Here is a 25385-nt window from a genome sequence, read left to right on the forward strand (position 1 = left end):
CAGACTGATCCCTCAATCGATGCACGCACAGCTCCTTCGAAGGCTAGGCGTTGTCACCTTCCGTTGAAGTCGCTGCACTCACTTGTTCCGTGCTCCTGACGCCCCATGTCCATCCGCTGATCGATGGCATGTCGTCGCCATGTTTCTCGATGTATTCCCGATGTTCGATGAGCTTCGCCTGAATAGCCTGCTTGAAGTAAGCAGCCCGTGCACCGAGCTGCGGCAGCCGATCAATAACATCGCTGACGAGATGGAAGCGATCGAGTTCGTTCAGCACGACCATGTCGAACGGAGTCGTAGTCGTACCTTCTTCCTTGTAGCCACGCACGTGAAGGTTCCCATGGTTTGTCCTTCGATACGTCAAACGATGGATCAGCCAGGGATAGCCATGGACGGCGAAAATAATAGGCTTGTCCCTCGTAAAGAAGCCATCGAAATCCCGGTGTGAGAGACCATGGGGGTGCTCCTCTGCCGGCTGCAGTTTCATCAGATTAACGACATTGATGACCCGGACTTTCACCTCAGGAAGGTGCTCACGCAGCAGCTGCACCGCCGCCAGTGTTTCGAGCGTCGGAACGTCGCCGCAGCAGGCCATGACCACATCGGGATCGCCGCCTTTATCATTGCTCGCCCAATCCCATATACTGAGGCCCATGCTGCAATGCCGCACGGCTTGCTCCATTGTCAACCACTGCGGTCCGGGCTGCTTGCCGGCCACCACGACGTTGATGTAGTTGCGGCTGCGCAGGCAATGATCAGTGACCGAAAGGAGCGTGTTTGCATCCGGCGGAAGATAGACGCGGATGACGTCGGCCTTTTTGTTGACGACGTGATCGATGAAGCCGGGGTCCTGATGGCTGAACCCATTGTGATCCTGCCGCCAGACATGGGAACTGAGGAAGTAATTTAATGAAGCTATGGGCCTGCGCCAAGGTATTTCGTTGCACACTTTCAGCCACTTGGCGTGCTGGTTGAACATCGAGTCGATGATGTGGATGAATGCTTCGTAGCAGGAGAAGAACCCATGCCGACCGGTAAGCAGATAGCCCTCGAGCCAGCCTTGACACTGGTGTTCGCTCAGGACCTCCATTATGCGGCCATCCGGTGAGAGGTGGTCATCTTCCGGACGGATTTCGGCCATGTAGCAACGGTTGGTGACCTCGAGCACGTCCTGCCAGCGGTTTGAGTTGTTTTCGTCGGGACTGAACAGGCGGAAGTTCCGGCTGTCCATGTTTAGCTTCATTACGTCCCTCAGGAACTTGCCCATGACGCGCGCGGCTTCCACCGTGGTCCCTCCCGGGCGCGGTACCTCGACCGCATAGTCCCTGAAAGCCGGCATCTTGAGGTCGCGCAACAGCAGCCCGCCATTGGCATGCGGGTTGTCGCTCATCCGACGACGCCCGGTCGGCGCCAGTGCGGCCAGTTCCGGTTTGAGCCTGCCGTCGTCATTGAAAAGCTCCTCCGGACGGTAGCTTTTCATCCATTGCTCTAGGATGTGGATGTGCTCGGGCCTGTCCATTTCACCCATCGGCACCTGGTGCGATCGCCAGTAGTCTTCGCATTTCTTGCCGTCGATCTCTTTCGGGCAGGTCCAGCCCTTGGGCGTGCGGAAGACGATCATCGGCCAGGCTGGCCGTCTGAGATCGCCTTTGGTGCGGGCCCTGTCCCAGATCTCGCGAATTTCGGCGACAGCCGTGTCGAGCACGTCGGCCAATTGCCGATGAACGCTCTCCGGCTCGTCGCCTTCCACGAAATACGGTTTGTAGCCCATGCCCTCGAAGAACTTCTGCAGCTCCTCTCTGGGAATGCGTGCGAGAAAGCAGGGATTGGCGATCTTGTATCCGTTGAGGTGCAGGATGGGCAGGACGCACCCGTCGCGCGCCGGGTTCAGGAACTTGTTGCCTTGCCAGCCGGTCGCAAGGGGTCCCGTTTCCGCCTCGCCGTCCCCAACGACGCAAGCCACAATGAGATCGGGGTTATCGAAAGCCGCGCCATAGGCATGGCTGAGCGCATAACCAAGCTCGCCACCCTCGTGGATACTGCCGGGCGTCTCCGGGGCGACATGGCTCGGAATGCCGCCGGGGAAGCTGAACTGCTTGAACAGCTTTCGCAGGCCCTCGGTATCTTGGCCAATGTTCGGATAGAATTCGCTGTACGTCCCCTCCAGATAGGCATGAGCCACCAACGACGGCCCGCCGTGCCCTGGGCCGATGATGTAGATCATGTCGAGATCGTCACGTGTGATGATCCGGTTGAGATGCACGTAGAGCATGTTCAGGCCCGGCGACGTCCCCCAGTGGCCGAGTAGACGCGGCTTTATGTGCTCGCGTTTCAACGGCTCTTTGAGGAGGGGATTGTCGAGCAGGTAGATCTGGCCAACCGAGAGATAGTTCGAGGCCCGCCAGTAGCCGTCCATCAGATGAAGTTCCTCTAACGACAGTGAGGTCGCTGCATGTGATTTGCCTGATGATGTCTCGTTCGCCGCTGGCGTTCCAAGCGAAGCCATCTGAACCTCCCGATCACAATGACATTCCTTAATTCTTGTCGGCCTGCTGTGAGGCAAGCTAGTGCAGTCGCATGACGATGCGGCCGTCGATCTTGCCTGCTTCCATGCGTTGAAAGATGTCGTTGATGCGCTCTAGGTTCTCCCAGGAGAAGTGCGGCTTTACCTTGCCTTCCGCCGCGAACATGAGCGACTCCTCGAGGTCCTGGCGGGTGCCGACGATCGATCCGCGCACGGTTATGCGCTTGAGGACGGTCTCGAAAACCGGCAGGGACATCATCCCAGGGGGAAGGCCGACCAGGGCCATCGTGCCTTTCGACCGCATGAACCCGAAAGCCTGTTCCATCGCGGCGGGAGAGACAGCGGTTACGAGCACACCGTGAACGCCCCCGTTTGTGGCTTTCCTTACCTCTTCAACGGCATCCTCGGTACGGCCATTTATCGCGATGTCGGCGCCAAGTTGTTTGGCGAGCGCCAGCTTGTCATCGAATATATCGGCGGCCACCACGTGCATTCCCATTGCCTTGGCATATTGCACTGCCATGTGGCCGAGACCGCCGACACCGGAGACTGCCACCCATTCACCGGGACGGACTTCCGTTTCCTTCAGCCCCTTGTAGACGGTCACGCCCGCGCATAGAACGGGTGCGGCGGCTCCGAATTCCAATCCAGCTGGAATCTTGCCGACAAACTCGGGATCCGCCAGTCCGAATTCCGCGAAGGTGCCGTTCACCGTATATCCGGTGTTGGATTGCGAAGCGCAAAGCGTTTCCCATCCTGTCCGGCAATAGGGACAATAGCCGCACGCACTGTGGAGCCACGGCACGCCAACCCTGTCACCTTCCTTCACCCTTTTCACACCAGCGCCCACGGCGGCAACGAAGCCTACACCCTCATGCCCTGGTACGAAGGGCGGCGTCGGCTTCACGGGCCAATCACCGTTAGCTGCGTGTAGATCGGTATGGCACACGCCGGTCGCTTCATATTTGACGAGGATCTGTCCCGCTCCAGGAGTTGGAACCTCCACCTCCTCGATGGTCAGCGGAGCGCGGAACTGCCGGACGACGGCCGCCTTCATCATCTGTGCCATTGCTATGCCGCCTCCATCTCGTAGTTTTCCAGAGATACTCTCTGGGCTGGCCAAGGGTTGGTTTTTCAAACCGGCAGGCTATTGAGTGTAGGGATCGGGAAAATGCTCGACGATGCCCCTGACTCCGTGGACGCCCTCAGCCACGATCCGCACGGCCCTGCGACAAGCGGCGGTCTGGACTTGACCCCAAAAGTGCACGATCCCGTCAGTGACCGTGACAGTCACGTCCAATGCCTCCAGACCGGTGTTCTCGCCGAGGCGAACAAGGATGCTGCGCCGAATGGCTTCGTCGCCCGCCGCCGTCTCGTCCGGCTTTGTTGAAAAGATTGCCCGCAGCAGGTCGGCCCGGCTGACGATGCCGACCAGTTCTCCATTGCGCATTACGGGGATGCGCTTGATACCGCGGTCCTGCATGAGCCCTGCAACACGGGAAAGGGGCGCTTCCTCCTCGATGGTGACGGGGCTGGAAGTCATAACGTCGCCGACGCGCCATGAGCATCGCTTGACGAAGGCGTTCGCCCTTGCGTCGGGATCGATCGCCACGTCCGCTATCAACACGGATGCTCCACTGCAGAGTTCCGTTCGCCGGATCAGGTCCCCCTCGCTGATGACTCCGAGCAAACGCCCCATGTCGTCAACGACGGGGACGCCGCTTACGTGATGGTCGAACATCAGCTTGGCTGCCTGTCTAACGCTGTTGTCAGGCGACAGCTTGACGACCTTTGTCGTCATCACATCCTTGACAAGCATGTCGATCGAACTCCGGTAGACCCATCGTGACTACAGGGCCGCGCCCTATCAGACGCGCGAGGATTGCCGTGCCAATTTGAATCGCTGCGACGCAAGTTAAACCTGTTTCAAGCACCTTATCGACACCGACTTCCTCGACGTGAGGATAAAACAAAAGGGATCGATCGGCATTGACCGCAGTCAATATATCGACGCTTGGGTCAGCGAATCGAGGCGCTTGTCCCGGGCTGATTGCGTCAACCGGCGGGTTGCCAAATGCTCCCGACAAAAGTTGCCCAGCGTCTGCCACGGTATGGTGCTGCTGCTGTGAGGAAGCGCGCCCGGTCCGATAGATTGACGGAGATCAATGCTCGAAAGACAGTGTTGCTGTATGTGCGATTAGAAACCGGGACCGCCTTCGTTGAAGCAGAGGACTAGACCGAATGCCTCAGCCGACTATATCCCGTCATCCGCATTCGCCCATTCGTTCGACGCTTGGCAGCGTACTATCCAGTTTCCTGACGGCATGCGCCAGCATCGTGGCCACTACCGGGAACACAGCACGCAGACCGCTCCGCAAATGCTGGACCATGACGCCAAACGCGTCGCCGACGATTGCACGCTCGATAGAACTCGCAAATATGCTCGCTTGCTGCAATTCCGAGACTGCTGGCGAAAGACCCCGTCGGGCGTTGCTCCGCCTTGGATGTGCTGCGCGACGTGCTCAAAGCATCCGGAGCCATCACCGGGCCGCCGAGCGAATGCAGCGCACGGAAGGGCTGTTCGGCTTGGAAGAGGTCGCGCCTTCGTGGCGCGCAAGACTGCACGGGAGCGCAAGACGTCCTGATTCGATATGAGGGAGTTCGCAAGTGTCTGAGGTGACTGCACTGACGGCCGTGCCGTCCAAGTACGACCGCCTGATCGCTGCGGCGCAAGCCGAGACGCCCGCAGTCACGATCGTGGCCCACCCCTGCGACGAGACTTCGCTCCGCGGGGCGCTCGAAGCGGCTGAAATGGGCCTCATCAAACCACTACTCGTGGGACCGGAAGCGAAGATCCGCTATGTCGCCGCGGAGCACGGAGTTGAATTTGGCGGCTGTGAGATCGTGGACGTACCGCATAGTCATGCCGCCGCAGCCAAGGCGGTTGCGCTCATTCGCGAAGGCAAGGGCGAACTATTGATGAAAGGGAGCCTTCACACCGACGAGCTGATGCATGAGGTCGCCGCTTCCGTCTCCGGCCTCAGGACCGATCGCAGGATTAGCCACGTCTTCGTTATGGACGTCCCGGGTCATCCGGAGACGCTCTTCATCACGGATGCAGCCATCAATATCTTTCCAGACCTCGATGCCAAGCGCGACATCGTGCAGAATGCGATCGATCTCTGGGCGACGATCGGGCTCGGCGAGCCGCGGGTCGCGATCGTTTCAGCGGTGGAGACGGTCACCGCCAAGATCCCATCGACCATCGAAGCGGCGGCGCTCTGCAAGATGGCCGAGCGCGGCCAGATTACCGGCGGCCTCATCGACGGACCGCTCGCCTTCGACAACGCGATAGATCCGGAGGCAGCCCGGATCAAGGGCATCAGATCGCCAGTGGCGGGCCACGCGCAGATTATTGTCGTGCCGGACCTGGAGGCCGGCAACATGCTCGCCAAGAACCTGACCTTCCTTTCCCATGCCGACGCAGCGGGCATTGTGCTCGGCGCGCGCGTGCCGATCGTGCTGACGTCGCGGGCGGATTCGGTACGCACCCGCCTTGCTTCTTGCGCTGTGGCCGCACTTTACGCAGCCCGGCGGCGGGCAAAACAAGTGCCGGCGGTCTAGCACCATGGACACGATCCTCGTTGTCAACGCCGGTTCATCGAGCCTGAAGTTCCAGGTCTTCGGCATCGAAGGGGCAGTGCTCAACCGGCAGGTGCGTGGCCAGATCGGCGGCATCGGTACGCGACCGCGTCTGCAGGCGAAGGGTGCAGACGGAAGCGTGCTTGTCGATCAGAGCTACGCCGGGGAAACCGTTCGCGACCTGCCAGGAGCAATCGCCGCGGCACGCGAATGGCTGCTGACGATTAAAGGAATCGAGCTGCGTGCTATCGGTCATCGCGTCGTCCATGGCGGCCCCGACTTCGCTCAACCCGTGCTGATCAATGCGACCATCCTCGACCGCCTCGCCAGCTACCAGGACCTCGCGCCGCTGCACCAGCCGAACAATCTAGCGCCGATCCGGCTTGCCATGGAGATCAACCCGAACGTGCCGCAGGTCGCCTGCTTCGACACCGCCTTCCACCGAGGACACCCTGAGCACGCCGACCACTACGCACTGCCACGAGCGTTTTATGATCAGGGCGTCCGGCGCTACGGCTTTCACGGGCTATCCTACGAATACATTGCGGAGCGCCTGCGCGAGATCGCGCCCGAAGCAGCGCGCGGCAAGGTCATCGTCGCGCATCTTGGAAGTGGCGCATCGATGTGCGCGCTGCGCGATGGCCACAGCATCGAGAGCACCATGGGCTTTACGGCGCTCGACGGCCTGCCAATGGGCACGCGGCCGGGCCAGCTCGATCCAGGCGTCGTACTCTTTCTCATCTCGGAAAAGGGCATGGGTGCTGACGCCGTTTCGGATCTGCTCTATCACGAGGCTGGTCTCAAAGGGCTCTCCGGCATCTCGAACGACATGCGCGAACTGCTGGCCAGCAACGATCCCCGCGCTGCCTTTGCAATCGACCATTTTGCGCACCGATGCAGCCTCAGCGCTGGCACGCTCGCTGCAGCGCTCGGTGGTGTCGACGCCTTTGTGTTCACGGCAGGGGTCGGGGAGAACTCGGCGCCGATTCGCGCACGAATCGCCGAGGGCCTCGCCTGGCTCGGCGCCGACCTCGATCCGGCGTCGAACGACGCCGGCGCCGCTCTAATTTCGACTCCTGCGAGCCGTGTCCAGCTCCTGGTCGTTCCGACCGACGAGGAATTGATGATTGCTCGCCATACGATGGCGCTCATCCGCAGCAACGCACCCTGAGATACGCCCATGTCGTTCCGCCGTAAACGCCAGACTGCCCGACGGCCGCATGGCCCCTTCTCCGGCATCGCCAGCGATAGCTCCATCTATCATTCGGAATTGATGATCAGAATTCTACACCAGTGATTTCAATGGATTGGAGTGGCATTTGATTTGAGAGCGGGCACTTAATCGGAGAGGTGGCTGGATTTTGCCACTTAATGTGAGAATCAGATGGTCGAAATGATCCACAGTGTTCCTGCAATGAGTAAACCCATTTTTTGACGAGGTCTACCGGACCTGCATTTGTCAGGTCTAAATCATAGTGATCCTTCTGCGCCCGTGGATTCAGATGACATCGTCAAACAGAAGGTCATAACATGTGTAAGCCCCTGATGTGCCAACCAGGGTCTGCACACCATGACTCTTCTGAGCTTTCCGACTTCCAAATGTACACCGACAGTCCATCTTGGCATTATTCCCTCCTGAACTTCAGATTGAATGCCGAACTTTTTGCCAGTCAACTGTGTTTTCCGCGAGCTTGAATGATAAGCAGTGCGCGCGAGCGAATGCGATGCACCGATATTCGTGGGCAATTGCTCGAATGAATCCCGACCTGGTGACATTTATATCGCGGACCGAAGAAACCGCGACGGTGGACGAGGGGAGTCCAGAGTTTTTGCGCTCTCTTGATTGCAATCAACGACACTCGTGTGGAGCACGTAATAAGAATAAGAATCTTTAAGTCGCAGAAGGGGATTCGAAAATGAACACGAATCCAGGAAAGTGGACGGGGATCGTTGCCCTCTGTGTGATCCTAGGCGCCGCCACCCCAGTGCCTGCGGACGAATATTATGAAGGCATCGACATCAACCAACGAACCGTTGATGGTGTGCGCCAACCCATCAACACGTATCTCCTCAAGGGTAGAGCCGCACGTAACCCCGACCCAGGGGCCAAAGGCACTATACCCAAGCAGACGCCGCTGCCTCAGAAGAAGACTAAGACGACGGTCCAACCGTAAGCATGCATAGGCATTGGATCGAAGACTCCTCTCCGTTTGCGGGCGGATGGTTGATTGGAGAAAAACTGGCGCCGCTAACGTCGAACGCTTTTTCGGGGCGGCGATTTTTGTGCCCGATCGGGGATAAACAGATGATCAGAAACACTGTCATTGCACTTGGTAGCGCATTGGCAATCAGCCTCCCACTGCTCGTAAACGGCGCGTTCGCCCAGAAGATGCCCGCAACAGCGGCTCCGCCCGCAGAGCAGCAGGCAGCGCCCGAGCCGCTCACCGATGACGAGCTCGAGGTGCTCGTCGCCCGGATCGCACTTTATCCGGACGAACTGGTGGCGCTGGTCTCCGCCGCCTCGCTTTTTCCACTGCAGATCGTCGAGGCGGAACGGTTCCTCGAGAACCGGAAGAAGAAATCCGAGCTGAAGCCGAAGGAAAGCTGGGACGGGAGCGTGATCTCGCTTCTGAACTATCCCGAGATCGTCGAGATGATGAGCGAGGATCTCGAATGGACGCAGAGCTTCGGTGAGGCGATCGCCAACCAGCAAAAGGACGTGCTGATCGCCATACAGCAATTACGCGATGAGGCGGTCGCCAAGGACATTATCGAGACCGATGACAAGATCAAGGTGGTCGAGGAGGGCGACAACATCGTCATCCAGTCCGCGAGCCCGGAAGTCATCTATGTGCCGCAGTATCCGCCAGAGATGCTCTACGAGCCGGACTACGCGCCGGTGCCGATCGACTATTACGACGAGCCCTATCCCGCTTACTGGTATCCGGGTGCGGCCTTCTTCGCCGGTGCCGTCACCGGCGCGATCTTCGGCGCCATCGTCGACTGGGACGACTGGGGTGTCTGGGGCGGCGACTGGGACGGCGACATCGACGTCGACTGCAACAAGTGCTTCAACAACATCGACTTCGACGGCAAGCTCAACTTCAACGACATCGACTGGAAGAATGTCGATCGCAGCAAGCTCAGCTTCGACCGCGACCAGCTCAACAAGTTCGACCCGACGAACATCAAGAATAGCATCAAGGCCAGGGGCGACAACAATCTGCGCAGCCGCGCCGCCGAGATCAACCGAGACCGGCCGCAGGCGCGCCCGGGCGGCGGCGGCGGGCAGCTCAAGGACGTGCGCAAGAGCACGCTCGAGGGGTTGAAGGCGCAGCCGAGACGGGACGCCACGGCACGAGCCTCCCCACGCCCGAGCGGCGGCCAGGCGGTGGCAAAGGCGCGGGCCGACGGAGGCAAGCCGAGTGTCAATCGCCCCAAGGGCAAGAAATCCTCGGTCAACCGGCCGGCCGGCAAGAAGAAGATGGCCTCGAAGGCGCAGAAGCGGCCGAAGAAGCCCTCGGGTCTTGGCAATGTCAATCACGGCCGGCGCGAGGTCGCCTCGTCGCGGCGTGGCGGCCACAGCATGGGCGGCGGCCATCGTGGTGGCGGGCGGCCGCAGATGAGCCGTGGCGGCGGCAGGCCACCGATGGCGCGCGGCGGCGGTGGCCGCGGCGGCGGGCGCGGCGGCAGACGGTGAGCGAGGGGGAGCACGACCATGATCAGGTTTCTGAACGGATTGCTTCTCGGATCGACGATGACACTGACACTCGCCACTATCGGTCCGGCGCTCGCGCAGGTGAAACCGCCGGAAAATTTCGATGACTATGCCGCGGCCGAGGACCCGCCCGCCTTCGACGATCCGGCCAAGGCGGTGGAGGCCTTCAAGGAGCGACTTGCCGCCAACGACTTCGACGGACTTGCAAAACTCCTGGGCCTCGACGCGGCAAAGGTCAGGACCGGCGAAGACGCGATGGAGACCTTCGCGGAGATTCGCGAGGGGGTGGCCCGCAATGTCCGGGTGCGTGACCTCGAGGGCCGCAAGATCATTGAGATCGGCGATCGGCTGTGGCCGCTGCCCTTCCCGATCGTCAAGGGGGAGGACGGCAGATGGGCGTTCGACACCTATGTCGGTATTGAGGAGATTGTCAACCGCCGGGTCGGCGAGAACGAGCTCGAGGCGATCGAGACGGTGCGCGCCTATGTCGAGGCGCAGAAAGACTATGCCAGCAAGGACCGAGATGCCGACGGCGTCCTCGAATACGCGCAGAAGCTGATCAGCGGCGAGGGTCAGACCGACGGGCTCTACTGGCCCGCCGCCGAGGGCGGGGAGACAAGCCCGGTCGGCGACGCGATCAATGAGGCGGCGCTGGAAAAAGCCAAGGCGGGCGAGGGCTATTTCGGCTACCGCTATCGTGTCCTGACCTCTCAGGGCGACAATATCGCGGGCGGCCGCTACGACTATGTCATCAACGACAACATGATCGCCGGCTTCGCGCTGATCGCCTGGCCGGTCAGCTATGCCGAGACCGGCGTTAAGACCTTCCTCGTCAACCAGCAGGGCATCGTCTACGAGAGGGACCTCGGCGCCAGCACCGCGGCGATCGTGCCGTTTATCGATCGCTTCGACCCAGACGACACCTGGATGGTGGTGAACGATTGAGGGCCGGAAATGCAATGACCCTTCGGGAACAACTGTGGGGCTCCGAGAACCCCCGAGGAGCGTCAATGGGCATTCTCGAGGAGGACATCCGGCCGTGCCGCGGCGCTCTGCGTTTGACCGAGCTTCGGCGAGCGCCGCTGCTCGGGCTCCTCGTTTTCGTGCCCGCCGTCGTGCTTCTGGAGCAGGTCTTCCCGGTAGCCCGTACCCGGCTGTTGGCCCTGGCGGCTTATGCCGCCTCCGGGCTCACGCTGCTTCTCCTGCCTCCCGGAACCGCGCGATGAGCCACAAGACGCCCGAGGAAGGAGGAAAAGAGGGCTTGTTTCGCGGCGTCCTAAATCCAGTCGATCGCTCGACCGAAGTTCTTTTCGGATTGATCATGGTCATGACATTCACGAATTCGATAAATGCCACGGACGCAGGGCGTGCAGACGTACGGTCGATGCTAATCGCCGCACTTGGCTGCAACTTGGCTTGGGGCATCATCGACGCGGTAATGTTCCTGATGAGTTCGTTGGCTGAGCGAAAGCTCAGCGAGCGAACTGTGCAACGTGCGCGGACGGCTGACGATGCCAAGACAGCTCGCTACATCATTGCAGAGGCCCTACCGCGGATTATCCTGCCGGCGCTTTCCGCCGATGATTTCGATCGGATTCGGATGCACTTGGCCAGTTTGTCTGCAGATGAAGTGCGTGCAAGGCTTGGGGCACGCGACATTATTGCCGCGCTGGGTGTCTTTCTCTTGGTCTTCTTGTGCACATTTCCCGCCGTCACGCCGTTCATCATGATGGCCGACACCGCCATCGCGGTCAGGGTCTCCAACTCGATTGCCTGCGGGCTGTTGTTTTTAACCGGGTACTCCCTTGGGCGACAATCCGGACATCCATTTCGTCTTGGGGCTTCAATGGTTGCGGTCGGATTGACGCTGGTTGCAATAGCATCAGTCCTGGGTGGGTAACTGCCCGCCCAAGCTCCGTAGGGAAGCTAGGTTTGTGGTGCGCGCTTGGAAACCGGTCCAATGCTGTCAAACCGTAGTCTCGTGAGCTGCCGCGGCGAATGTTGTACTCGTGCGGATGCTCGCATGGGGTAAGACCGTATGGGCGGTGTTTCTTAGCTTCTTAGCTAAACCAATGACTCACGCGCTTGAGGATTTGCTGTCGATTTCCCTTGTCTTGTTCATGATGCAGCATGATCGAGATCGGCCTCGTCGCGTTCCTGCTAAATTCGAGATAAAATGCGGGACGCGACCGGAACGTGGTCGATCGCAGCGCAAATCCTCTACCATTGCGTGCTCGCCGCTTGATCGCACGCCTTTTCCGCTGGGCTCTCGCATGAAAAGAGAACGGTCATTGCTCTCGGCTGCACCCGGGATGTTGGCGCAGCGATGGTACCTTTGAGGCTCCTCGCCGACGGGGATCCTCTATCGCTCACGATGTGCATCATGGCTGCGTTCAGCGCAGTTCGGTTGCATTCGCCGTAGCAAAGGTGCTCGCCCGCCTCTCTCCTGTCCAATCAATGCGCCGGCAATTTCCATAAGCGGTCGGTCGATACATACTCCGAGCGGTCATTCAGGCAATGTCGTCTGCCGGAAAAATGTGACAATCGCCTCATCCGGTGGGCCGAACCATTCCGTGAAGAATGCGCGAAAATCCTCTGACCGGTAGGCTCCGCTCAGCGCCTTGTCGACGACGAGCCGGAAATCCTCGTCATTGCGCCCGAGTACCAGGCCCAATGGCTCGTAGGTGAAATGGCGCTCCAGCACGATCAGGTTGCCCGAACCCTCGCTGCGCGCCGCGGCATCGAGCAGCAGGGGCAGGTCGCCAAAGAGCACGTTGGAGTTGCCGTTCAGAACACCTTCGATCCCCTCATCGTATGTTGCCACTGGTACGACGGTCGCCGAGAGCTGGAACGTCTTGATGCGCTCGGAGAGCCAGGCTTCACTGGTGGTGCCGGCAATCGGCGAGAAAATCTTGTGCTCTAGGAGCGTTCTTGCCGGCGAACCACGCCAGATCGGCCGTTCGGAAGGCCGGCCATGGACCAGAACCTCGCGCAGGGCCATGGGAGCGCTGGAGCTCAGGACAGCTCCGGTTCCGCTGGGAAAGATCGGGATCGAGAAGGAGACCTCTTTCCGGCGCGTCAAGGTGACCGGCTCCGCGCCACAGAACAAGTCTATCGAACCGTCCTGAACGGCCCGGTAGGCCGCGTCCTTGGCAAGAGGAACCCATTCAATCCCCAGATCGGTGCGTCCGAGTTCGCCCTTGAGCCCGTCAGCCACCTTTGTGCAAAGTGCGACGGAATAGCCTTCCGCACTTTCGCCCTCGGCCTTGAACGAAAAGGGTCTTGCCTCCGGATCGTAGCCGAGCTTCACGACCGCTTGGCTGCGGACGCGCTCCAGGGTCTGGGCTTGCGCTGCACTCGGCAAGCCAACAGCAACAGTTGTAGCGAACAGTGCGCCGATGCAGAAGGCCCTTTTCAGGTAGCCCGTGGTTCGTGCGAATAGCATGATGCACATCCCTCCCACCCTTCCGTCCGACAGTCACACTGTCCGCATTTGCACCGCGCTGGACATAAATCTCGGCGCGATGAGGCCATAAATGATGAAGCCAATACCCGTAACGAGCATGCCGCCCAGAACGGCATCTTTGCCCGACGCATAGATCGCGAAGACGCTGTAGAGCATGCCGACGATCACGACCGCCGCGTTGAGGCGGAACTTGCGTTCCGGCACTCCGGCCGCCTTCATCATGACGAAGAGCGCGGAAAGGGAGATGATGTAGGGAAGCACGTTCGTCACGACTGCGAGATTGACGAGCGCGGCAAACTGTTCGCTGAGCGTCGGCGAGATCGTCATCAGCGCCAGAAGAGACTGAACGACACCCATTACGATCATGCCGGTTACCGGCGCGCCCATCTCATTCACCCTCGAGAAGAGAGCTGGGAACATGCGCTCGTCCGCAGCGCTCCTGGCGGTCTGCGCGATGGTGAACTGCCAGCCGAGCAGTGAACCGAGGCAGGCGAGAACCGCAAGTGCCATGATGACCGAGCCAATGGCCGGATTGAACATTTTTGCATAGGCGAGCGCGAATGGTCCGGTCGAGGCGGCGAGTTCGGCGTTCGGCACGATACCCTGGATCACGGTCGTCGAAAGGATGTAGATGATGGCCGCGCCGAGAGTCCCAAACATGCAGGCAAGCGGCACATCTCGCTTGGGATTCTCAACCGCGTTGGAGTTTTGCGCGGCCGATTCCATCCCGAGGAAGGCCCATAGCGTCAGTGAGATGCTCGACCCCATGCCCTGGGCCAGCGTGAGTCCCGTGGGGTTCCAGGCGGCCGCGAAGGTTTCCGAGCTGAACCAGGCCCAGCCGAGGATCGAGATCAGCCCGACGGGAATTATGACGCCCCAGACGGTGATCGATCCGATGCGACCGGTTACGCGCGGGCCACCGAAGTTGGCGACGGTTGTCAGCCACAAGAGAGCAATCAGGCTTATGCAGGTCGTGACCGGAGTTGTCGTCAGCCACGGGAAGAATCCTGCCAGATAGCCGACTGCAGAAATACCGATCGCCACGTTGCCGACCGCGAGCGAGAGAAAATAGAGGAAGAAGACGAGGAAGTAGCCCGGCTTGCCGTAAGCGTCCTCGGCATAGGCCGACATGCCACCGGGACGTTGATTGAAGAGCCCTGCTTGTGCAAATCCATAGGCAATGGCCATAGAGCCGACAGCAGTGACCAGCCACGACAGGAGTGAAATGGCGCCGACCTGTGCCATATTTGCAGGCAGCATGATTATTCCCGACCCCATCATGTTCACCGCAACGATGAACGTCAGTTGGATTAGGTTCATTTTCTTCGTAGTGACGCCTGCAGCAACATTGATCGAATGTTCGGACATGGCCTCAGTCCTTCCCTCGTGCGAACCGTTCATTCGCGTACGACATAAGTGTGGAACTTGATGCGCCCGTCGACTCTTTCCTGAAAGACCCCCTGTACCTCGTAATTGAAGCCGGGGAAGCGATTGAACGATTCCTCGAACGCCTGAAAATAATCGCGCATCGGCTTTGCTCTTTCATCCCAGCGCTCTCCTGGAACAATGACGCCAATGCCGGGCGGGTAGATGAGAGCCAGCGTGGCGGAGATCCTGCCAACCGCTCCATCCAGCGCCACATAGTCGACGTCGTTGGCGACCAGCGCTTGGTAAGCCTCTTTCGGAGACATTGCCGGTTCGGGAAAGCTCTCCGCGCGGAAGCACAGTCGCTGCAGTTCCTTGATCCCCGCTTCCCGATAGAAGTTGTGCATCTCGGTGCAGACTTGACGGAGCGTGTAGCCCGCATAGCGGTCCCGGTTTGCCGCGTAGACCGTCGGCAGAACTTCCGCGAGAGGCGCATCTCGATCCCAGAGGTTCTTGAACTTGACCAGCTTCGCGATGAGCGTGTTGAGCTTGCTCTCGTCCTCAGCCGGAGTCAGCAGGAAGAGGATGCTGTTGAGATCGCACTTCTCGGGAACCACGCGCTGCTCGCGCAGATAGTTCGCAACAACCGTCGCCGGAACGCCGAAGTCGAGGTACTCGCCGCTTTCCCGGTCGATGCCGGGCGTCAACAAAGCGAGCTTATTTGGATCCACCATCGTGTATCCGTCCGCATAGCCCGAATATCCGTGCCATGACGCCTCGGGGCGGAAACGCCAGCACTGCTGCTCCCGCTTCAGGAGCTCGGTCGGGAGTTCCTCCCAACGCGCCTCGGCGACGTCTTCCGTGTGCCGTGAGCCCGAAATCGTCACCAGATCGGGAACGAAGGGATCGAAGAACCACTGCTCGTGAGGTCCGGCACCGGTCGTTTCATAATGACGGACGAACTCTCTAAATTTCTTGCGGGTTTCGATGCCCAGCTCGATGCAGCGGTCCCAGAGCATCTCGCCCGCCTTGCCCTCGTGAATTTTCGCGTTGACGTCAAGTGAGGCAAACAGCGGATAGAAGGGAGAAGTCGAGACATTCATGAGGAAGGATTCATTGAAGCGCTTGTGCTCGATGAAACGGTGCTGATCCCGAATGTGTTCGTCGCGCTTGTGGATCTGCGAGGCTTGCGAAAACCCCGCGCCCTGTTTGTGTACGGACTGCGTCGAGAACAAACCTGGCATTTCCGGGCCTAAAGTCTCGATCCGCATAGGACTGTGATTTTCGAAGAGCGGGTGGAAGGCGTTGTAGCCGATCCAGGCCTCGTCCCAGAGAACGTAGTCGCAAAGGTGCCCGATCTTTTCCATGACCGTGCGCACGTTGTAGATCGTACCGTCGTAGGTGGCGAGCTGGATGCACGCGAGACGGAAGGGCCGCTCTGCATTCGCTCGTGCCTTGTCCGTCACGAGGGGATGATCCGCGATCCGCTTGCGCAGATCTGACTCGTCCCATGCCGCCCAATCGACCGCTCCGATCATACCGAAGGCATTGCGTGCGGTAGGCAGATAGATGGGAACTGCGCCCGCCTGTACGAGCGCACCTTGATGCAGGGACTTATGGTTGTTGCGATCGAAGAGGACGAGGTCGCCGGCACGCAGCACCGCGTTCGTGACCACCTTGTTCGACGTGCTCGTGCCGTTCAGAATGAAGTAGGTGCGGTCCGCCCCAAAGATGCGCGCCGCATTCTTTTGCGCTTCGACTGCAGGTCCCTCGTGGATGAGGAGATCGCCAAGATCGACATCGGCATTGCAGAGATCGTTGCGAAAGATGTTTTCGCCGAAATACTTGAAAAACAGCTGGCCCGCCGGTGATTTCCGGTAAAACTGACCGCCCTGGTGACCGGGGCAGTCAAAGGCTATGTTCGCCTCCCCGTCATAGGCCATCAGTCCGCCGAAAAAGGGCGGCAAGAGCGTCTTGCCGTAGTTGACCAGACTCGAAATGATCTGCTTCGCATAGAAGACCGGGGTTTGCTGGCCAAGGTAAACGAAACCATCGACTTCGCCCGCCAGTTCCGCCGCAGCGATGTCAGCTATTCCGCGCGCGTCGGCCAACGCCCACAACGGCGTGCGAAAGCCAATCCCCCTCACAGACCGAACGAACTTTCGGGCGGCATCGAGCCGACCGCCCTCCACCGAACCGATATAGGCGCCGACCGAGGCGTCCTCCGAGACATCGTCTGTGAAAGTGTCGCGTATCTCGACCTCGAAATTCATAGCCGCAATCTGTTCGAGCAGTTCCCTCGTCTGGGCGTTGGCTGCGTCGACGATTGCTACGACCTTCAGCAAGCTGTGGAATGGGATCGCCACTGTCGGTGCCTTGACGTCACGCGGGATCATTGTGGTTTCTCCTCGACGACGCAATCCACGAGGTAGCGCCGCCCGCCGCTGCCCTGGGTGAAGCGGAGCCCATGGATGTCGGTCTCAAATCCCGGGAACTTGCGGTCAAAATCGCGGGCGTAGACGAGATAGTCCTGAATCGATTTCGTGGCCGCGGTGATACGTTCGCCCGGCATGATGAGCGGGATGCCCGGCGGGTAGGGCACGATCATTACCGCGAGCGTCCTGCCCATCAGCTCGTCGATGTCGACGCTCTCGACACGGCCCTTGACAAGGCGGTCATAGGCGTCCGCGGGCCGAAGTGCCATTTCGGGCAGTACCGTGTACATGTCTCGTTGAGCCTTTGGCACGTCGTCCTGGCGGTAGACTTCATGGATCTGCAAACAAAGGTCCCGAAGTCCAATAGACCCGTATGCTTCCGGGTGCGCCAAAGCAAGTGAGGGCAGAGCGCGCGTCAATGGCGCATTGGCATCATAAAGATCCTTGAAGTTCATGAGCTCGGTGACAAGCGTGCTCCATTTACCTCGTGTGATGCCCATGGAGAAAAGCACCAGGAAAGAGTAAAGCCCGGTCTTCTCGATCTCGATCCGGCGAGAGGAGAGAAATTTCGTCACGACTGCAGCGGGGACGCCGTGCTCGTCCATCGTCCCGGCAGCCGAAAGCCCAGGCGAGAGAATCGTGACCTTGATCGGATCGACCATCACGTGGTTCTCGGCAAGCGTTTCGAAACCGTGCCAAGCGTCCCCCGGCTTCAGGAGCCAATCCGCCCTGGAATCGCTTGGTGTCTCCTCCGCGATGGCAGGCTCCCACACCTCGAACCACCAGGACCCCGCCATCTGTTTTCTGGCGTTGTTCATCGCCCTGCGAAAACTGAGCGCCTCGTCGAGCGTCTCCTGCACCAGCGCCCGGCCAGCGGGCTGCTCCATCATCGCCGCGGCCACGTCGCAGGAGGCGATGATACCGTATTGCGGCGACGTCGACGTGTGCATCATGAAGGCTTCGTTGAAGCGCGTGATATCGAGCCGCTGCGCTTCCGCGTTTTGCACGTGGATCATCGAAGCCTGGGAGAAGGCCGCCAGCAGCTTGTGCGTCGAGTGGGTGGCGAAGGTTATCGCATTTTGAGACCGCGCCGGCTGCTGCGAGGAGATCGCGTGATAGCCATCGTAGAACTCGTGGAAGTTCGCATAGGCATACCAGGCTTCGTCAAAATGGAGGATTTCTACGGCATCGTCCAGGGCGGTCTTGATCCCGTCGACATTATAACAGAGCCCGTCATAAGTGGAGTTGGTCACCACCATCAAGCGCACCTTGCCGTTCGTTTCCCCGGCGAACGGGCTCGCAGCAATCTTCTGAGCAATGGCTTCGGGTGTGAACTGATCCTTGGAAATCGGTCCGATGATGCCGAGGCCATTCCGTGAAGGCGTCAAATAAATGGGCGTCGCGCCGGTCATGATCAGCGAATGCAGTATCGACTTGTGGCAGTTGCGATCGCACAGGACCAGGTCGCCTCGGCTTACCACACCATGCCAGATAATCTTGTTGGCGGTGGACGTTCCGCCGACCACGAAGAGCGTCTCATCCGCGCCGAATATTCGAGCCGCGTTTCGCTCGCCCTCGGCGATCGGGCCGACATGATCGAGGAGCGAGCCGACGCTGCCGACGGAAACCGAAATGTCGGACCTCAGTGTGTTTTCACCGAAAAAGGCATAGAACAGCTGCCCGACCGGGCTCTTGCGAAAGGCTACCCCGCCACCATGTCCCGGGGTATGCCAGGAATAGGCGCCATGAAGGGTATAGTCCATGAGCGCCTTGAACATCGGTGGCGGAAGTCGATTGAGATAGTTCTGCGCCGCACGCACGATCGCCCTGGCCATGAATTCGGGAGAATCTTCAAAAAGCCGCATGAATGCATTGGCGTGGCGCAGTACGTTCGCCGGCACCATCTCCGCGGTCGTGTCGTCGCCAAATAGAAAAATGGGCAGCCGGTTGTTCTTGCAGCGCTTGGCGGCTAGCACTTCTGCCAAGACCTCCCAACGCGTCAGGTTGTCCTCGATACCGTCGACTGAAATCAGCCAGCAGGATTCGGTATTGAAGACATTCACAAGGCGCCGGGCGTCTTCATAGGTGACGCCAGCAACAACGCGGAAACCTTCACGTTCGATCGCCTCCGCCAAACTGCGCATCCCGCGTCCTGCGGCGTTCTTGCCTTCGAAATCTTCATCGATGACGGCTATCGGGAATGCCTTGTAGAACTCCATGCCCCACGCTCCCCTGCGGACGATGGCGCCAGCTCTGAGGCTTCACGCTCGATTGAATCTATATACGCGCCGCGCTGTTACGTCGTTGATTCCAATCAAAATCGAATGCTTGCGAACTCGGGGATCAATGACTTTGCTTTCTATGTGTATCGACAAGCATCGGCGCAGCCCTGCGCGGTGGAAGGGTCCTCGATCGCAATATTTCGGCAGGCCGAGCACAGGGACGGAGTTCACTCCGCCCATTCGACATCCGCCGTGAAGACAATCGTCAGCCAACGATTGTGGCCTTCATCCCCGATTGCCGCGCCAATCTCGTCCCGCACCCGATCCCATGCCTCTATGGATCTCGGCGGCAAGTTCGCCGGCACGATGAAATAGAGTTCGATCTGCGTGGCCCGTCCGACCTTTGCGACATAGGCGCGATGCGACACAAATCCATGCCGCTGCACCACGTCGCAGGCGACGCAATCGACATGCGCCTTGAGGTCTCTCGGCGTGATGAGCAGAATATCGGACAAGGCTTGCCATACAGTGCCAATAGGCAAGGGTATGATCACGATACATACCAAGGCCAGGACGACCGGATCCACATAGGCGGAGATCCAGCCGTAGGGAGTTCCGTGCGCAGCATAGCCGACCAGAAAAGCGAGCAGGAGGGCGGAAGCGATACCGCCCGACATAATCCAGGCTTTCACGTCGAGCGCAATGAAATCCGATTGCAGCTTGCGGTTAACCCGAGCGCCGGTGATCGCCATGATCACGCAGGCGAGGACCGTGAAGGCAGCATAGACGATTGCGAAGCCAAACTGTAGTTCGTGGCCCCCCTTCAGGATGCTGATCACAGCGTTGATCAGCGCGTAAATCGCGACAACCATTAGCAGCGTGCCATTCAAGAGGAGAACGATTGGCTCAAGGTGCCAGAAACCCATGGTGAAGCGATCACGCATCCGCCCGGAAAGTGGATCGCCTGCGGCTGATGTTGCAATAAGGCTGGAAACCCAGAGGGCTAGGACCGTCATTCCAGCGTCAGCGAGCGAGTAAACACCATCAAAGGCAATCGAGAACGAGCCCGACAGCAGACCGAAGATGATGCCGAAGGCCGCGACAACGCCGGTAGCGGCTATGGAAGCACGTAGGAAACTTTGCTCGTCAAACATAACGCTCCCCATGAGTTTGTCACTGGTCAGGCGTTCGCCGCGATTATTCACATTTAGCCGGACTTTGAAGAGCATGCGCAAGTCCCGCAATCTAGCGCGTCCCCTTTCTGGAGTAGGCGACCTCTTCCGCCTGCGTAGGGCCGAAGCCTAACCTCTTGCCTAAATGACCAAGTCGCGAGATTGTGAAGGCGCGGACGCTCAGGTGGGGCCGCCTGACATTTCGACTATGGCAACCCTTCCGGGAGGCGTCGCGATGAGCGGTGCTGTCGAAAGGATCGGTTGATGTCGACACCCCAAAACGGCAAGAGCCTGGGATTGGCTGCATGCACGGCTATCGTCGTGGGCAATATGGTCGGCTCAGGCTTCTATCTCTCACCGGCTGCCGTCGCACCTTACGGTAATCTGGCCATCGTGATATGGATCGTCATGGGGGCCGGTGCGATCTGTCTTGGCCTCACTTTCGCTAGGCTCGCGGCCCTCGCGCCGGCGGTGGGCGGGCCCTACGCCTACACCCGGTTGGCCTATGGGGATTTTCCGGGTTTTCTCATAGCCTGGGGATACTGGATTTCGATCTGGGCATCCTTGCCGGTGATCGCCTTTGCCTTTGCGGGCGTGTTCGTCGATCTCTTCCCCCTTCTGCGCGGCCGCACGATCGCGGTTTTGCTGACGCTGGGCGCCATCTGGGCCGTTGTACTCGTCAACCTCCGCGGCGTTCATGCCGCTGGCTTGTTCTCGGAAGTCACGAGCTACGCAAAGATGATTCCTTTTGGAGCCGTCGCCCTGCTGGGCCTGTTTTTCATCGATACGTCCCATTTCGCCGAATTCAATCCAAGCGGACAGCCGCTGCTTCAGGCGAGCGCCGCTCTGGCGCCGCTCACAATGTTCGCCTATCTGGGACTCGAATCTGCAACGGTGCCTGCCGGTGACGTTCGCGACGCTGAACGTACAATTCCACGCTCGACAGTCCTGGGCATTGCGATTGCTGCGACCCTTTACGTGCTCGGAACGATTGTCGTTATGGGTCTGGTCCCGCAACAAGAACTGGTCAAATCCGTCGCTCCATTTTCAGAAGCTGCCAGGATCATGTGGGGACCGGCAGGCGAGCTCGCGATATCGTTCGCTGTCGTCTTGTCTTCGATCGGCGCTCTCAATGGGTGGACGCTGCTGATGGGTCAGGTACCGATGGCAGCGGCGCGGGACGGATTGTTTCCTGAGTTCTTTGGCAGGCTCTCGACGCGAAATGTACCTGCCACAGGCATCGTCGTCTCGGCTCTCTTCGCCACCGCGCTCGTCCTCGTACAGGCTGCAGGTTCCGAAGGGTTTGCGTCTATTTACCGTCTGTTCGTAGGCCTTAGCACCATGACAGCCGTCGTCCCCTACGCCTTCTGCGCGCTAGCGAGCAGTCTCGTTTCCGCTCGGGTTACCAACGGCGCGAGGGTACCGCGCGTGACGATTGTCGAGCTTGTCGCCTTCGCATTCGCGATGTTCACGCTCTATGGCTGCGGCGCCGAACCCGTTCTCTTCGGACTGATCCTTTTGCTGCTGGGAATCCCGGTATACATCTGGCAGCATCGGCGTCTCAACGTGCCGTCACGCTAGGTTCTTCGGTCAAAATGCGAAAACCAAGGTCAGTCTGCCGGTTTGCGCCAAAAGCGCCCATCAACCATTCAACCCACTCGCGCTGCGGACCCGTCTGGCGCGAATTGCTCCGCAGATCGCGACCATGAGTAGACGGGCTAAATCCTTCTGATGAATTGATGAATGATGACTGCGGTGTAGCAACAGTAGCACCTAGGCCCACAGGCATCGTGCAACTGCGGAAATGGTACAGTCGCGCAGCGATAGCGCAAACTTCGTTCCTCTTGGCGCAACTGCCGCACTTTAGAATTGTGGCAGCGAATGTCCCCAGAGCCACTCTCAAAGTTGCTTCTCGAAGTACGATCCGTCCGCTGGGTGCTCGGGCGCTGCGGTGGGGGGGGGGAAGGAAGATCTAACTCTAGCTGCTGGAACTCGGGCCGAATATCGGTCAGAAGCTTCCCTTGAAGCCAAAGGAGATCTGGGCCTCAGAGGTTGCGTGCAGTGCGCGACCTGGCGCTGTTCAACTTCGAGATCTCTGAACAAGTTGAGTTAAAGTACTTAAAATAGGCTTCGCCTGCGACCGATCTCGCCACCTCGACCGAAGGAATCGGTGTCGCTGAGGATGCAGATGCAGTAGATTGTAGACGCGGTCCAAGACGAGACGAGGCCTATAAGCCCTTCAAGTGAGACTCGTTCAGCTTTTTGAGCCCGAGATCGCACCGCATTATTGACGGATAAGCATAAATCGTTGCGGCTTGTGAGCCTCTGAAGTAACAATGACCCGGCCACAGTGGGAGCGATCGATGAGCGCAGCCTTCGAGCGTGGACGTCGAGGAATTTTTATCGCTTTAGCCCTTCTGTTCCTCCAACAGGGTTTTGGCCACCTGCATGTCGTGGCGGCGCAAGAGCCGGCCACTATAGCTTCCCCCGCCAAAGTACAGCAGCTATTTCAGTTGCTTGATGATCCGGAAGTACGCGAATGGCTCTCGACGAAGCAGACAGTTCCGCCGTCGACCGCGGTGCCAGCGGCCGGCTTGGCCTCGCGATGGATCGGAGAGATCCGGCGGCACCTTGGCGGTTTGCGGGATGCCGCGCCACGAATGGTCCCGGAATGGCAGGCGGCGAAGGCCCGCATAGCGAGCAACATGCCTAACCAGGGCGCGATGCCGATCCTCAGGAGCCTGGTATTCATACTCCTTATCGGTTACGGCGCGGAATTTCTCCTGCGTTACCTCCTACGCCGCAGTGCAAAGGCACATTCGGGCCGATTCGGGCACAGCCTTGCCGCCTTAACGCGTATCGTGCCCGTAATGGCTTTCGCCATCGCGAGCGTCTCGGCTTTCGCGCTTTCCGATTGGCCGGCGAACCTGGAGGCGGCCGTCGCGCCCCTGCTAATCGCTTGGATTGTCGCCCGCCTGCTGATTTCAATTGTCTGGGCGGCATTCAAGCCTGCATTTGAGGTCGCGACTGAAGTCGCACAGGAGGGAAATGGGACCAGCGTCGCCCCGCGCATGGCTCACTTCTGGTATAGACGGTCCGTTCTTTTCATATGCGCACTGGCTTTCCTGTGGGCTGTCCGGGATCTGATGCGGGCGCTCTCGTTTCCAGATGACGTCAATGATCTCGTTACAGCCGCTCTCGGCTTCGTTGTCCTGGCGATGGCAATCGAAGCCACGCTGGGCCGCCCGATAGCGGCGATGACGCCAGCACGGCGAACATTGCACAATGCGATTATCATTGCCTTCCTCGTTCTGCTGTGGCTGCTCTGGGTCGCCGGCATGAAGGTGCTCTTTTGGGTCGGCGTTTATATTCTGGCCCTGCCGCCGCTGTTGCGTTCCACTAGCGCGCTGACCAAGGCGATGCTCCTTGTTTCGGCTCCTGACGACGCTCCCGTTATGCGCAATGTCCTGATCGACCGGGGTGCAAGGTTCATAATTATCGTGCTGGCTGCTGCCTGGCTTGCCGTGGTCTTCCGGTTCAACGGCACAGCGATGATGCAGGACGATGAATTCAATCGGATTTTCCGCGGCGTCCTCGCTGGTGTCGTCATTCTGCTTGCCGCAGATCTGATCTGGCAACTGGTGAAGGAATACATCAGTCTCCGGATTAATAGAGCCAGTATAGACGTCGCGGATCCGGCGCAGCTTGCGCGCAGTATGCGGCTGCGGACGCTGCTGCCGATCCTGCGCAACTTCCTCGCAGCCTTCATCGCCGTCGTTGCCGGCATGATGGTTCTTTCCGGCCTTGGCGTCGAAGTCGGTCCGTTGATAGCCGGCGCGGGAGTCTTTGGCGTCGCCATCGGCTTCGGCTCGCAGAGCTTGGTCAAGGATATCATCAGCGGCATCTTCTACATGATGGACGATGCCTTCCGGGTCGGCGAATATATACAGAGCGGCAGCTATATGGGAACGGTCGAATCATTCAGCATACGCTCCGTCAAGCTGCGTCATCACCGGGGACCTGTTTTCACAGTACCCTTCGGAACGCTTGGCGCCGTGCAGAACATGAGCCGCGACTGGGTGATCGACAAGTTCATGATCAACGTCTCCTACGATGCCGATATTGCCAGGGTAAAGAAGGTTGTGAAGGGCGTCGGGGCTACGCTACTGGAGGATCCCGAACTCGGGCCGACGGTGATAGAGACCGTCAAGATGAAGGGCGTCGAGCAGTTCGGCGACTACGGCATTACCCTAAGCTTCGCCATGACCACCAAGCCAGGATTTCAATCGCAGATCCGACGCCGCGCTCAAGCCTTGATCAAAGAAGCATTCGACGCTAATGGCATTCACTTCGCCTCGCCAACTGTTCAGGTCGCCGGCGACGACGTTCAATCGACGGCGGCGGCCGCAACAACGCGCGACGCGATCACCAAGAAGAATCTGGCCGCACTGGCGGCGGAGGCGCCGGCAAAATAGATCGGAGCTCGACCACCAAATGGCGAATCCGTGCCATTCCGCCACTCGGAGTCCCCTCTCCAGTAGTCGCCACGACGCGCGAAGGCTGATGATGATCCAGTCGTCCGCAAATCAAGATCGGGCACGTCGGAATCAGTCGGGCGAAATGAAAAACTGACCCCCCCTATTGCCTCACTGAGGAATGTTACCGAGCACTGCCGACGCCGACGTGCCCGTTCCTACTCAAATGGTCGTGCCCGAGGAAAATCGGTTGACTGACTGTCGTATCAGGTCAAGGTTAAACCATCACTGCAGCGTCGAAGACAGTCATGGTGTGGGCCTTGAGGTTGCGGTGTCGCGGGAGTGTTCAAAGGTGACCCTGAATCG

General features: G+C 59.4%; 16 protein-coding genes and 1 pseudogene. 8 read left to right on the forward strand and 9 right to left on the reverse strand.

Annotation, left to right across the window (positions count from 1 at the left end):
* Positions 1–43: 43 nt before the first annotated feature.
* From ACTJKL_RS12420 to ACTJKL_RS12430, 3 genes are all read right to left on the reverse strand, one after another.
* Positions 44–2506 carry a phosphoketolase family protein gene (locus ACTJKL_RS12420; protein ID WP_440852986.1) on the reverse strand — a complete coding sequence of 821 codons (2463 nt, stop codon included), beginning with the start codon at positions 2504–2506 and terminating at the stop codon, positions 44–46.
* Between the two features lie 58 nt (positions 2507–2564).
* Complete coding sequence (adhP, locus tag ACTJKL_RS12425; RefSeq protein WP_440852987.1) at positions 2565–3593, reverse strand: alcohol dehydrogenase AdhP; 1029 nt, start codon at positions 3591–3593, stop codon at positions 2565–2567.
* Between the two features lie 78 nt (positions 3594–3671).
* Positions 3672–4343: a CBS domain-containing protein gene (locus ACTJKL_RS12430; RefSeq protein ID WP_440852988.1), complete on the reverse strand. Its 672-nt coding sequence runs from the start codon at positions 4341–4343 to the stop codon at positions 3672–3674.
* Positions 4344–5191: 848 nt separating this feature from the next.
* On the opposite strand from ACTJKL_RS12430, the gene ACTJKL_RS12435 reads away from it, so the two are divergent.
* Entirely contained in the window at positions 5192–6148 is a 957-nt protein-coding gene (locus tag ACTJKL_RS12435; protein WP_411921322.1) for a phosphate acetyltransferase, read from the forward strand.
* Between the two features lie 4 nt (positions 6149–6152).
* Positions 6153–7337 (forward strand): acetate/propionate family kinase, encoded by a 1185-nt coding sequence (locus tag ACTJKL_RS12440; protein WP_411921321.1) that lies wholly within the window; start codon positions 6153–6155, stop codon positions 7335–7337.
* Positions 7338–7626: 289 nt separating this feature from the next.
* On the opposite strand, the pseudogene ACTJKL_RS12445 reads toward ACTJKL_RS12440, so the two are convergent.
* Positions 7627–7792, reverse strand: a pseudogene (locus ACTJKL_RS12445) (arginine deiminase); the annotation flags it as partial.
* Positions 7793–8471: 679 nt separating this feature from the next.
* On the opposite strand from ACTJKL_RS12445, the gene ACTJKL_RS12450 reads away from it, so the two are divergent.
* From ACTJKL_RS12450 to ACTJKL_RS12465, 4 genes are all read left to right on the forward strand, one after another.
* On the forward strand, positions 8472–9866 hold the full coding sequence (locus ACTJKL_RS12450) for a DUF3300 domain-containing protein (RefSeq protein ID WP_440852989.1): 1395 nt from the start codon (positions 8472–8474) through the stop codon (positions 9864–9866).
* Positions 9867–9884: 18 nt separating this feature from the next.
* Positions 9885–10829, forward strand: coding sequence for a DUF2950 domain-containing protein (locus ACTJKL_RS12455; RefSeq protein ID WP_411921319.1), 945 nt, complete (start codon positions 9885–9887; stop codon positions 10827–10829).
* A gap of 65 nt (positions 10830–10894) precedes the next feature.
* The gene (locus ACTJKL_RS12460; protein WP_440852990.1) at positions 10895–11110 is read left to right on the forward strand and encodes a hypothetical protein; all 216 of its coding nucleotides are present in this window, start codon (positions 10895–10897) and stop codon (positions 11108–11110) included.
* Complete coding sequence (locus ACTJKL_RS12465; protein ID WP_440852991.1) at positions 11107–11784, forward strand: VIT family protein; 678 nt, start codon at positions 11107–11109, stop codon at positions 11782–11784. Before ACTJKL_RS12460 ends, ACTJKL_RS12465 begins: the two co-directional genes overlap by 4 nt.
* Before the next feature lie 606 nt (positions 11785–12390).
* On the opposite strand, the gene ACTJKL_RS12470 is transcribed toward ACTJKL_RS12465, so the two are convergent.
* From ACTJKL_RS12470 to ACTJKL_RS12490, 5 genes are all read right to left on the reverse strand, one after another.
* Complete coding sequence (locus tag ACTJKL_RS12470; RefSeq protein ID WP_411921316.1) at positions 12391–13329, reverse strand: amino acid ABC transporter substrate-binding protein; 939 nt, start codon at positions 13327–13329, stop codon at positions 12391–12393.
* A gap of 33 nt (positions 13330–13362) precedes the next feature.
* Complete coding sequence (potE, locus tag ACTJKL_RS12475; protein ID WP_411926984.1) at positions 13363–14718, reverse strand: putrescine-ornithine antiporter; 1356 nt, start codon at positions 14716–14718, stop codon at positions 13363–13365.
* A gap of 29 nt (positions 14719–14747) precedes the next feature.
* Positions 14748–17111 (reverse strand): ornithine decarboxylase, encoded by a 2364-nt coding sequence (speC, locus tag ACTJKL_RS12480; protein ID WP_440852992.1) that lies wholly within the window; start codon positions 17109–17111, stop codon positions 14748–14750.
* A complete protein-coding gene (locus ACTJKL_RS12485; protein ID WP_411921313.1) occupies positions 17108–19369 on the reverse strand; it encodes an Orn/Lys/Arg family decarboxylase in 2262 nt (753 codons plus the stop codon). Before ACTJKL_RS12485 ends, speC begins: the two co-directional genes overlap by 4 nt.
* Positions 19370–19599: 230 nt before the next feature.
* Positions 19600–20526, reverse strand: a complete 927-nt coding sequence (locus ACTJKL_RS12490) for a cation diffusion facilitator family transporter (RefSeq protein WP_440853085.1) — start codon at positions 20524–20526, stop codon at positions 19600–19602.
* Positions 20527–20808: 282 nt separating this feature from the next.
* On the opposite strand from ACTJKL_RS12490, the gene ACTJKL_RS12495 reads away from it, so the two are divergent.
* On the forward strand, positions 20809–22125 hold the full coding sequence (locus tag ACTJKL_RS12495; RefSeq protein WP_440852993.1) for an amino acid permease: 1317 nt from the start codon (positions 20809–20811) through the stop codon (positions 22123–22125).
* 782 nt (positions 22126–22907) lie between these two features.
* Positions 22908–25019, forward strand: a complete 2112-nt coding sequence (locus tag ACTJKL_RS12500; protein WP_440852994.1) for a mechanosensitive ion channel family protein — start codon at positions 22908–22910, stop codon at positions 25017–25019.
* Positions 25020–25385 lie beyond the last annotated feature (366 nt).

Origin of the sequence: Sinorhizobium sp. 22678, assembly GCF_052044265.1 — a bacterium.
In the GTDB taxonomy this organism is placed as follows: domain Bacteria; phylum Pseudomonadota; class Alphaproteobacteria; order Rhizobiales; family Rhizobiaceae; genus Sinorhizobium; species Sinorhizobium meliloti_A.

Bases quoted from the DNA above. Each gene is read 5' to 3' on its own strand.
- ACTJKL_RS12450 (WP_440852989.1), top strand. From the start codon at position 8,472: ATGATCAGAAACACTGTCATTGCACTTGGTAGCGCATTGGCAATCAGC.
- ACTJKL_RS12465 (WP_440852991.1), top strand. From the start codon at position 11,107: ATGAGCCACAAGACGCCCGAGGAAGGAGGAAAAGAGGGCTTGTTTCGC.
- ACTJKL_RS12495 (WP_440852993.1), top strand. From the start codon at position 20,809: ATGTCGACACCCCAAAACGGCAAGAGCCTGGGATTGGCTGCATGCACG.
- ACTJKL_RS12455 (WP_411921319.1), top strand. From the start codon at position 9,885: ATGATCAGGTTTCTGAACGGATTGCTTCTCGGATCGACGATGACACTG.
- adhP (WP_440852987.1), bottom strand. From the start codon at position 3,593: ATGGCACAGATGATGAAGGCGGCCGTCGTCCGGCAGTTCCGCGCTCCG.
- ACTJKL_RS12485 (WP_411921313.1), bottom strand. From the start codon at position 19,369: ATGGAGTTCTACAAGGCATTCCCGATAGCCGTCATCGATGAAGATTTC.
- ACTJKL_RS12470 (WP_411921316.1), bottom strand. From the start codon at position 13,329: ATGCTATTCGCACGAACCACGGGCTACCTGAAAAGGGCCTTCTGCATC.
- ACTJKL_RS12430 (WP_440852988.1), bottom strand. From the start codon at position 4,343: ATGCTTGTCAAGGATGTGATGACGACAAAGGTCGTCAAGCTGTCGCCT.
- ACTJKL_RS12420 (WP_440852986.1), bottom strand. From the start codon at position 2,506: ATGGCTTCGCTTGGAACGCCAGCGGCGAACGAGACATCATCAGGCAAA.
- ACTJKL_RS12500 (WP_440852994.1), top strand. From the start codon at position 22,908: ATGAGCGCAGCCTTCGAGCGTGGACGTCGAGGAATTTTTATCGCTTTA.
- ACTJKL_RS12490 (WP_440853085.1), bottom strand. From the start codon at position 20,526: ATGTTTGACGAGCAAAGTTTCCTACGTGCTTCCATAGCCGCTACCGGC.
- ACTJKL_RS12440 (WP_411921321.1), top strand. From the start codon at position 6,153: ATGGACACGATCCTCGTTGTCAACGCCGGTTCATCGAGCCTGAAGTTC.
- potE (WP_411926984.1), bottom strand. From the start codon at position 14,718: ATGTCCGAACATTCGATCAATGTTGCTGCAGGCGTCACTACGAAGAAA.
- speC (WP_440852992.1), bottom strand. From the start codon at position 17,111: ATGATCCCGCGTGACGTCAAGGCACCGACAGTGGCGATCCCATTCCAC.
- ACTJKL_RS12460 (WP_440852990.1), top strand. From the start codon at position 10,895: ATGGGCATTCTCGAGGAGGACATCCGGCCGTGCCGCGGCGCTCTGCGT.